Genomic DNA, 1601 nt, shown 5'->3' with positions numbered 1-1601 from the left:
GTGTTACCCATCGTCAATGCCACCGTGCCTTACCACGACATCGTCAAAGCGGGCGATGTTCTGGAGCTCGAAGGCAAGGTGACATTCGTTCCGGAGGCCGGCTGGGGCATCACCTCCGGCCTGCGCGCCGGGCACGCGCCGTTGTCCGGTGAGTACCCGGCGACCGCGACCGTCGAGGACGGGGCCATGAAATTCACGGTCCGAACCGGACTATTCCGCGGAGACGCCAACCAGCTGCTCGACCAAATCGAGACAACGTCCGAGGCTCTCAACCGCGGTCGCGGAGTTCACGTGACCGGCGCGCCGACCACCATCATCACCAATCAGGGCAAGCAGGGCGCGCGAGTCGGGATCACCGGACCCCACACCGTCGGCGTCATCGCCGCCTTCGTTTTCGGGGGACGAGGTGTTGAAGCCGTGGCGACCGGACCGTCTGATGTCGGTGCGGAACCCACGGCCACGGTTTTGCGGATGATCGGCAGCATCAGCCAAATCGGAGAGGGAAGCGGTGACAACGACCACGCTTTCTGAACTTGATCGTGCACGCGATGTAGCGCTGGACCGCTCCGGGTGGGGCAGGCGGTTCGTCTTCTACCAGCCACGCAACTTGGCATTCTGGGGATATCTGCTGCTGGTCGGGATCGGATTCTTGGTCTTCATCTCCACGCTCGCCCTCGAGTACGACGCTTACGGCGAGGCGATCGGGCTGGCGGTGACGTCTTTCGCGATCTACGCGGCACTGTTCTGGTGGTTCGCCCAACACATCGACCACTACGCCAAACTGCCCGCCAAACTCATGGTCGTCGCGTTTTTGTGGGGCGGCTTCGCGGCCACCGGTGCGATGGCGGCAAACGCCAACGACGCGATACTCGCCTTGTACGGCAAGACCTTTGGCCAGGTGTGGGCGCTGAATTGGGGTCCCGGGTTAGCCGCACCGTTCACCGAAGAATGGGCGAAAGGTTCGGGTCTGCTGCTGCTGATTGCGTTGGCGCCACGGCAAGTAAGAACCGCGTTCGACGGGTTCATCCTGGGCGCGTTCATCGGCCTGGGATTCCAGATCGTCGAGGACATCACCTACGCGATGACCTCGGCCGGCACCCAGTTCGGCGCGAATCAAGTTGGCGCGTCGATAGGCACGATCGTTCTTCGTATGGTCAGTGGCGTTGCCGCGCACATTCTTTACAGCGCGATCTTCGGCGCCGGTCTGGTTTATCTGCTGGGCCGGCCCGCCGAACCACGCAAAGTCGGGCGGGGTTTGCTTTTGGTCGCGATACCGATGCTGCTGCACGGGACATGGGACTCGCTGGGCGCCGTCGCCGGGCCCAGCGGGCTGAAGCTGATCGGGCTGCTCGTCGCGGTGATCGTCATTGCGCTCGTAATCCTTGCGCGGGTTTACAAGTTGACGGTGAAACGGGAACAGGGGTTTGTCCGCGACGTGATGGCCCCAGAGGAGGCCCGAAACGTCATCACCGCGGCCGAACTCGACGCGATGGCCGGTAACAGCAAGGCCCGCAAGGCTTATCGCAAGGCCAGCCGTAAAGGCCGCGAACGTAAGCGTGCCCGCTACGTGCTCAATGCTGCGTATGCCCTCGCAGCGGAGT

2 protein-coding genes are annotated in these 1601 nt (G+C 63.2%); both read left to right on the top strand.

Features of this window, described 5'->3' with window-relative positions; translation table 11 throughout:
* The coding region (locus WBF82_RS14130) for a hypothetical protein (RefSeq protein ID WP_424383625.1) at positions 1 to 531 on the top strand (531 nt) is incomplete at its 5' end.
* The coding region (locus WBF82_RS14125) for a PrsW family intramembrane metalloprotease (RefSeq protein ID WP_424383624.1) at positions 509 to 1601 on the top strand (1093 nt) is incomplete at its 3' end. The genes WBF82_RS14130 and WBF82_RS14125, both read left to right, overlap by 23 nt.

This window comes from Mycobacterium sp. (genome assembly GCF_049673265.1).
Taxonomy (GTDB): domain Bacteria; phylum Actinomycetota; class Actinomycetes; order Mycobacteriales; family Mycobacteriaceae; genus Mycobacterium.
The sequence above is the reverse complement of the archived record's forward strand: the minus strand, read 5'-3'. Positions and strand labels throughout refer to the sequence as shown.